6 protein-coding genes and 2 pseudogenes are annotated in these 7,069 nt (G+C 43.4%); 5 read left to right on the top strand and 3 right to left on the bottom strand.

The window, feature by feature from the left end; genetic code table 11:
• Nucleotides 1-188: 188 nt before the first annotated feature.
• Nucleotides 189-896: pseudogene (gene mobA, locus F9C28_RS19455) on the bottom strand (mobilization protein MobA); the annotation flags it as partial.
• A 164-nt stretch (nt 897-1,060) separates the two neighbouring features.
• On the opposite strand from mobA (F9C28_RS19455), the gene traD reads away from it, so the two are divergent.
• From traD to F9C28_RS19430, 5 genes are all read left to right on the top strand, one after another.
• Nucleotides 1,061-1,528 (top strand): conjugal transfer protein TraD, encoded by a 468-nt coding sequence (gene traD / locus F9C28_RS19450; protein ID WP_072657284.1) that lies wholly within the window; start codon nt 1,061-1,063, stop codon nt 1,526-1,528.
• A gap of 594 nt (nt 1,529-2,122) precedes the next feature.
• Nucleotides 2,123-3,073 (top strand): replication initiation protein, encoded by a 951-nt coding sequence (locus F9C28_RS19445; protein ID WP_034167667.1) that lies wholly within the window; start codon nt 2,123-2,125, stop codon nt 3,071-3,073.
• Nucleotides 3,074-3,080: 7 nt separating this feature from the next.
• Complete coding sequence (locus F9C28_RS19440) at nt 3,081-3,494, top strand: hypothetical protein (protein ID WP_001229901.1); 414 nt, start codon at nt 3,081-3,083, stop codon at nt 3,492-3,494.
• Between the two features lie 233 nt (nt 3,495-3,727).
• The gene (locus F9C28_RS19435; RefSeq protein WP_199016906.1) at nt 3,728-4,561 is read left to right on the top strand and encodes an EcoRI family type II restriction endonuclease; all 834 of its coding nucleotides are present in this window, start codon (nt 3,728-3,730) and stop codon (nt 4,559-4,561) included.
• A gap of 36 nt (nt 4,562-4,597) precedes the next feature.
• Nucleotides 4,598-5,572, top strand: coding sequence for an adenine-specific methyltransferase EcoRI family protein (locus F9C28_RS19430; protein WP_199016905.1), 975 nt, complete (start codon nt 4,598-4,600; stop codon nt 5,570-5,572).
• Nucleotides 5,573-5,767: 195 nt separating this feature from the next.
• Here F9C28_RS19430 and F9C28_RS19425 read toward each other — a convergent pair whose 3' ends face one another.
• Together F9C28_RS19425 and mobA (F9C28_RS19420) are read right to left on the bottom strand one after the other, a co-directional pair.
• Nucleotides 5,768-6,361 carry a mobilization protein MobX gene (locus F9C28_RS19425; RefSeq protein ID WP_199016904.1) on the bottom strand — a complete coding sequence of 198 codons (594 nt, stop codon included), beginning with the start codon at nt 6,359-6,361 and terminating at the stop codon, nt 5,768-5,770.
• 12 nt (nt 6,362-6,373) lie between these two features.
• Nucleotides 6,374-6,799, bottom strand: a pseudogene (gene mobA / locus F9C28_RS19420) (mobilization protein MobA); the annotation flags it as partial.
• Between the last annotated feature and the right edge of the window lie 270 nt (nt 6,800-7,069).

The following is a 7,069-nucleotide window of genomic DNA, read 5'->3' as shown; positions in this document are numbered from 1 at the left end:
CATTGGGCTGGGCGCACATTCTACTGACTGGCGAATATCTTTGGCCCAAGGAACCGAAAGCTTAGGGTGTCATTTCGCCCTCAGCCGGAACCGACCCCTATAGCGCGGGAGTACACCCTATTGCTATAGGTAAGTCTGTTCAAAAAACAGGCTTACCGTACAATAATTCTCTATATCCAAACTGACCCCTCCCTGCGCTCAAGGATGGCCTGTAACTGCGCAGTATCGAACCGCTGAACCTGTCCCGCGCCAAGATGCCGCTCAGGCTCACGCTCAATGCCCTGAGCTTTGAGTGAGCGTGCATCAACGCGGTCGGTATGCTGATACCGTTCAAGGTGCTTATTCTGTAGGTCAGCCCAGCGTTCCCGCTGGGCGACGAGGTGCTCTTTGCGTTCTGTCGGCGTTTCCCCGAAACGTGCCTTTTTCGCACCGCCGCGCTCAGGGGCTTTGCTGTTAGCTCGCTTAAAATACTGCTGCGGGTCACGGTCGATACCGTCATTCATCCGCTCAGAGAACATGATATGCGCGTGCGGCTGCTCGCCGCCGGCTATCGCCGCTTTCGGATTATGAATGGCGAACTGATACGCATGACGGTCGCCGATTTCCTGCCGGACAAAATCGCGGACAAGCTCAAGGCGTTGTTCGGGTTTTAGCTCGCGCGGCAGGGCAATCTCGATTTCACGGTAGGTACAGCCGTTGGCACGTTCAGACGTGTCAGCGGCTTTCCAGAACTCAGACGGTTTATGCGCTGCCCACGCAGGCATATTACCGGACTCCTTGTGCTCAAGGTCGGAGTCTTTTTCACGGGCATACTTTCCCTCACGCGAAATATAATCGGCATGGGGAGAGGCACTGCCTTTCCCGCCGGTTTTTACGCTGAGGTGATAGGAGGCCATCGTGTTTTTATCCCGCTGAAGGCGCGCACCGTTTCTGAACGAAGTGAAGAAACGTCTAAGTGCGCACTGATAATAAAAAGCTTATCAGTGATTCTACCTGCATTTGACCTCGGCCGCCATTCCTGACCATAATTTCCACATCAACATTCAGAGGATAAATGGGCATGAATAAAAGCGAAAAACAGGAAAAATGGGCAGCAGACAGAGTGCAGTACATTCGCGGCTTAAAGTCGCCGAATGAACAGCAGAAACTCATGCTGATACTGACGGATAAAGCGGATAAAACAGCGCAGGATATCAAAACGCTGTCCCTGCTGATGAAGGCTGAACAGGCAGCAGAAAAAGCGCAGGAAGCCAGAGCAAAAGTCATGAATCTGATACAGGCCGAAAAACGGGCAGAAGCCAGAGCCGCCCGTAAAGCCCGTGACCATGCGCTGTACCAGTCAGCCGGACTGCTTATCCTGGCGGGTCTGGTTGACAGCCAGACGGGGAAGCCTGTTGATGATACCGCTGCCTTGCTGGGTGCATTAGCCAGTCTGAATGACCTGTCACGGGATAATCCGAAGTGGTCAGACTGGAAAATCAGAGGGCAGGAACTGCTGAACAGCAAAAAGTCAGACAGCACCGCATAGCAGACCCGCCATAAAACGCCCTGAGAAGCCCGTGACGGGCTTTTCTTGTGTCATGGGTAGATTTCCTCGTGTGAGTCCATGAAAAGCGCCTGTAGCATCATTTACCCCCATTCCCTGCCAGAGCCGTGAGCGTAGCGAACTGAATGTCACGAAAAAGACAGCGACTCAGGTGTCTGATGGTCGGAGACGAAAGGAATATTCAGCGATTTGCCCGAGCTTGCGAGGGTGCTACTTAAGCCTTTAGGGTTTTAAGGTCTGTTTTGTAGAGGAGCAAACAGCGTTTGCGACATCCTTTTGTAATACTGCGGAACTGACTAAAGTAGTGAGTTATACACAGGGCTGGGATCTATTCTTTTTATCTTTTTTTATTCTTTCTTTATTCTATAAATTATAACCACTTGAATATAAACAAAAAAAACACACAAAGGTCTAGCGGAATTTACAGAGGGTCTAGCAGAATTTACAAGTTTTCCAGCAAAGGTCTAGCAGAATTTACAGATACCCACAACTCAAAGGAAAAGGACTAGTAATTATCATTGACTAGCCCATCTCAATTGGTATAGTGATTAAAATCACCTAGACCAATTGAGATGTATGTCTGAATTAGTTGTTTTCAAAGCAAATGAACTAGCGATTAGTCGCTATGACTTAACGGAGCATGAAACCAAGCTAATTTTATGCTGTGTGGCACTACTCAACCCCACGATTGAAAACCCTACAAGGAAAGAACGGACGGTATCGTTCACTTATAACCAATACGCTCAGATGATGAACATCAGTAGGGAAAATGCTTATGGTGTATTAGCTAAAGCAACCAGAGAGCTGATGACGAGAACTGTGGAAATCAGGAATCCTTTGGTTAAAGGCTTTGAGATTTTCCAGTGGACAAACTATGCCAAGTTCTCAAGCGAAAAATTAGAATTAGTTTTTAGTGAAGAGATATTGCCTTATCTTTTCCAGTTAAAAAAATTCATAAAATATAATCTGGAACATGTTAAGTCTTTTGAAAACAAATACTCTATGAGGATTTATGAGTGGTTATTAAAAGAACTAACACAAAAGAAAACTCACAAGGCAAATATAGAGATTAGCCTTGATGAATTTAAGTTCATGTTAATGCTTGAAAATAACTACCATGAGTTTAAAAGGCTTAACCAATGGGTTTTGAAACCAATAAGTAAAGATTTAAACACTTACAGCAATATGAAATTGGTGGTTGATAAGCGAGGCCGCCCGACTGATACGTTGATTTTCCAAGTTGAACTAGATAGACAAATGGATCTCGTAACCGAACTTGAGAACAACCAGATAAAAATGAATGGTGACAAAATACCAACAACCATTACATCAGATTCCCACCTACATAACGGACTAAGAAAAACACTACACGATGCTTTAACTGCAAAAATTCAGCTCACCAGTTTTGAGGCAAAATTTTTGAGTGACATGCAAAGTAAGTATGATCTCAATGGTTCGTTCTCATGGCTCACGCAAAAACAACGAACCACACTAGAGAACATACTGGCTAAATACGGAAGGATCTGAGGTTCTTATGGCTCTTGTATCTATCAGTGAAGCATCAAGACTAACAAACAAAAGTAGAACAACTGTTCACCGTTACATATCAAAGGGAAAACTGTCCATATGCACAGATGAAAACGGTGTAAAAAAGATAGATACATCAGAGCTTTTACGAGTTTTTGGTGCATTCAAAGCTGTTCACCATGAACAGATCGACAATGTAACAGATGAACAGCATGTAACACCTAATAGAACAGGTGAAACCAGTAAAACAAAGCAACTAGAACATGAAATTGAACACCTGAGACAACTTGTTACAGCTCAACAGTCACACATAGACAGCCTGAAACAGGCGATGCTGCTTATCGAATCAAAGCTGCCGACAACACGGGAGCCAGTGACGCCTCCCGTGGGGAAAAAATCATGGCAATTCTGGAAGAAATAGCGCTTTCAGCCGGCAAACCGGCTGAAGCCGGATCTGCGATTCTGATAACAAACTAGCAACACCAGAACAGCCCGTTTGCGGGCAGCAAAACCCGTACTTTTGGACGTTCCGGCGGGTTTTTGTGGCGAGTGGTGTTCGGGCGGTGCGCGCAAGAGGACGTTATGGTAAATCAATTATATGTTAATCTACCTAAAATACGTAACTATATAAAATAACATAGGAAAGATTTATACATGTCTAATAAGAACCAGTCAAATAGGTTAACCGATCAACATAAGTTGTCTCAAGGTGTAATTGGGATTTTTGGGGATTATGCAAAAGCTCATGATCTCGCGGTTGGCGAAGTTTCAAAATTAGTAAAGGAAGCGCTGAGTGAAAATTATCCTCAGTTATCTTTTCGATATAGAGATAGCATAAGAAAAACGGAAATAAATGAAGCTTTAAAAAAAATTGACCCCGAGCTAGGAGGAACTCTCTTTGTTTCAAATTCCAGTATCAAGCCTGATGGTGGAATCGTAGAGGTTAAAGACGACCATGATGAATGGAGGATTGTGCTTGTAACAGAGGCCAAACATCAAGGTAAAGATATTATAAATATAAAGAATGGAGTGTTGGTTGGAAAAGGCGGCGACCAAGATTTAATGGCCGCTGGTAATGCTATTGAAAGGTCTCATAAAAATATATCAGAAATAGCAAACCTTATGCTATCGGAAAGCCACTTTCCGTACATTCTTTTTTTAGAAGGATCTAACTTTTTAACAGAAAATATTTCAATAACAAGACCGGATGGAAGAGTTGTCAATCTTGAATATAGATCTGGGATGTTAAACAGGTTAGATCGGCTGACTGCGGCTAATTATGGAATGCCTATAAATAGTAATCTATGCGTTAACAGATTTGTAAAGCATAAAGATAAAAATATTATGCTGCAGGCAGCATCTATATATACTCAAGGTAATGGAGGTGAATGGGATTCAAAAATTATGTTTGAAATAATGTTTGATATTTCCACAACTTCACTAAAAGTGTTGGGTCGGGACTTGTTTGATCAGCTTACATCGAAGTGATTTAACTTAATGTATTGTTATATAGGGTTTTTCTGAATGGCTAGAAATGCAACAAACAAGTTACTGCAAAAAGCTAAAAGATCAAAAAGTGATGAGTTTTACACTCAGTACTGTGATATTGAAAATGAACTTCAATATTACAGTTCTCACTTTTCTGGGAAGGTTGTTTATTGCAATTGTGACGACCCCAGAGTGAGTAACTTCTTTAAATATTTCGCAGTAAATTTTGATAACCTTGGCTTGAAAAAATTAATAGCATCTTGCTATGTAGAACAAGATGTTGGTTGCTTTAGCAACGACGTAGCAAAAAGAGGCTTCTATTATGAGCTTCACAAAGAAAATGATAAAGGCTTTTCTTTAGATGACATTAGTGTTTCATCTTTTAATGGAGATGGTGATTTTCGAAGTTATGAAAGTATAGAACTACTAAAAAGATCAGATGTTGTTGTTACAAACCCACCATTCTCGTTATTTAGAGAGTACCTCGAACAATTGATTAAATATGACAAAAAATTTCTTATAATTGCCAATGTTAATTCAATAACATATAAAGAGGTATTTAAACTTATTAAGGACAATAAACTTTGGCTCGGAATTCATCTAGGGAGGGGGGTTTCAGGATTTATTGTCCCTGAACATTATGAGTTATATGGGACTGAGGCGAGAATTGATGAAAATGGAAATAGAGTCATATCACCAAATAACTGTCTGTGGTTAACTAATTTGGATACTTTTATTCGCCATAAAGACATACCACTTACAAAAAAATATTTTGGCAATGAAGTTGAATATCCTAAATATGATAATTATGATGCTATAAATGTAAACAAAACAAAAGATATCCCTTCAGATTACAATGGGGTTATGGGGGTGCCTATAACATTTCTGCATAAGTTTAATCCTGAGCAGTTTGAATTGATAAAATTTAGAAAGGGAATGGATGAAAAAGACTTATCTATTAATGGTAAGTGCCCTTACTTCAGAATTTTAGTGAAAAACAAAAGGTTATAGTAGTACTTGATGGAAATGAGAACGTCAGGCTGGTCGGGATTAAATTCTTTGCCAACAGTCAGATGGACGCCTTCGTCAGCGACATGCAGAACCGGCTGAATGACGGCGAATCGCTGGAAACTGCCTCGCTCTCCCTGCCGCTCTGAAAACCGCTACAGAACAATAACCAATAACGGCGCCATGTGCGCCGTTATTTTATTTTTTGATAATCATCCAGGTATTCTCTTTATCCCCTTTATCACCATACGTAGTGCGGGTGTCCACCTTAACGCAGGGCTTTCCGTCACAACGCGATATATCAGCCAGCGGGGCTTTCTTCTGCCAGACCGCTTCCATCCGCTGCATTTCAGCTATCTGGCTGTACCCGTCATTCATAAACCACGTAAATGCCGTCACGCAGGCAGTCAGGACGAAGAATATCGTCAGCACAAGATAAATCGCGGATTTACACGTATAGCGCGACATCTCACGGCGCATTTCATGGATCATCGCCTTCGCCGTATCGGCAGCCTGATTCAGCGCGTCTGTCGCCGGTTTCTGCTGTGCTAATCCGGCTTGCTTCAGTTCTTTCTCAATCTGAGTGAGCGCGGAACTCACCGATTTCCTGACGGTGTCAGTCATATTACCGGACGCGCTGTCCAGCTCACGAATGACCCTGCTCAGCGTTTCACTTTGCTGCTGTAATTTTGCTGAGGCGGCCTGAAACTGCTCTGTCAGAGAAGTAACACGCTTTTCCAGCGCCTGATGATGCCCGATAAGGGCGGCAATTTGTTTAATGTCGTCGCTCATGCAAAATCCTGTCTATCGTGAAAATGACCAGCCCTTATCCGGCTTCTGTCGTTTTTGTTCGTCGAGTCGCTGTCGTTCTTTCTCCTGCTGACGCTGTTTTTCTGCCAGTCGCTCCATTTCCTGATGAATCCCCTGAAACTCCGCCATTGCATCGTTAACAAGGGACTGAAGGTCGATTTCTTCCTGTATGTCCTTCATGGCATCACTGACCAGTGCGTTCAGCTTGTCTGGCTCTTTTTCAAAATCAAACGTTCTGCCGGAATGGGCTTCCTGCTCAGGCTCTGACTTCTGTTCCTGTTTTGGCGTCAGAGTGTCCCGCTCGCTGAGGGCTTCCCGTAACGAGGTAGTCACGTCAATTACGCTGTCACGCTCATCACGGGACTGCTGCACCTGCCTTTCAGCCTCCCTGCGCTCAAGAATGGCTTGTAGCTGCTCAGTATGGGGTCAGTTTGGAGATCGGAAATTTTTGTACGTTAAGCACATTATTTAACCAATTCGGATACGTAAGTGATTGATTTATCGTCAGTGGCTATCGCTTTTAGGTTGTCGCTCTTGCTGTATCGCATTTAGGTTATCCGATTAAGACAAAATCCCCTGAAAACGCTGTATAGGGGGTCGGTTCCGGCTGAGGGCGAAATGACACCCTAAGCGTTAGCTCTGTGTCGTTGCACGATGTCAGCGACGGTATTCTTGCTGATACCGAGCTCG

This window comes from Shimwellia pseudoproteus (assembly GCF_016415625.1).
Classification (GTDB): Bacteria; Pseudomonadota; Gammaproteobacteria; order Enterobacterales; family Enterobacteriaceae; genus Shimwellia; species Shimwellia pseudoproteus.
Note: the sequence above shows the minus strand (reverse complement) of the source record. Positions and strands in the feature narration are given on the sequence as shown.

Bases quoted from the DNA above. Each gene is read 5' to 3' on its own strand.
- F9C28_RS19425 (WP_199016904.1), bottom strand. From the start codon at position 6,361: ATGAGCGACGACATTAAACAAATTGCCGCCCTTATCGGGCATCATCAG.
- F9C28_RS19430 (WP_199016905.1), top strand. From the start codon at position 4,598: ATGGCTAGAAATGCAACAAACAAGTTACTGCAAAAAGCTAAAAGATCA.
- traD (WP_072657284.1), top strand. From the start codon at position 1,061: ATGAATAAAAGCGAAAAACAGGAAAAATGGGCAGCAGACAGAGTGCAG.
- F9C28_RS19440 (WP_001229901.1), top strand. From the start codon at position 3,081: ATGGCTCTTGTATCTATCAGTGAAGCATCAAGACTAACAAACAAAAGT.
- F9C28_RS19445 (WP_034167667.1), top strand. From the start codon at position 2,123: ATGTCTGAATTAGTTGTTTTCAAAGCAAATGAACTAGCGATTAGTCGC.
- F9C28_RS19435 (WP_199016906.1), top strand. From the start codon at position 3,728: ATGTCTAATAAGAACCAGTCAAATAGGTTAACCGATCAACATAAGTTG.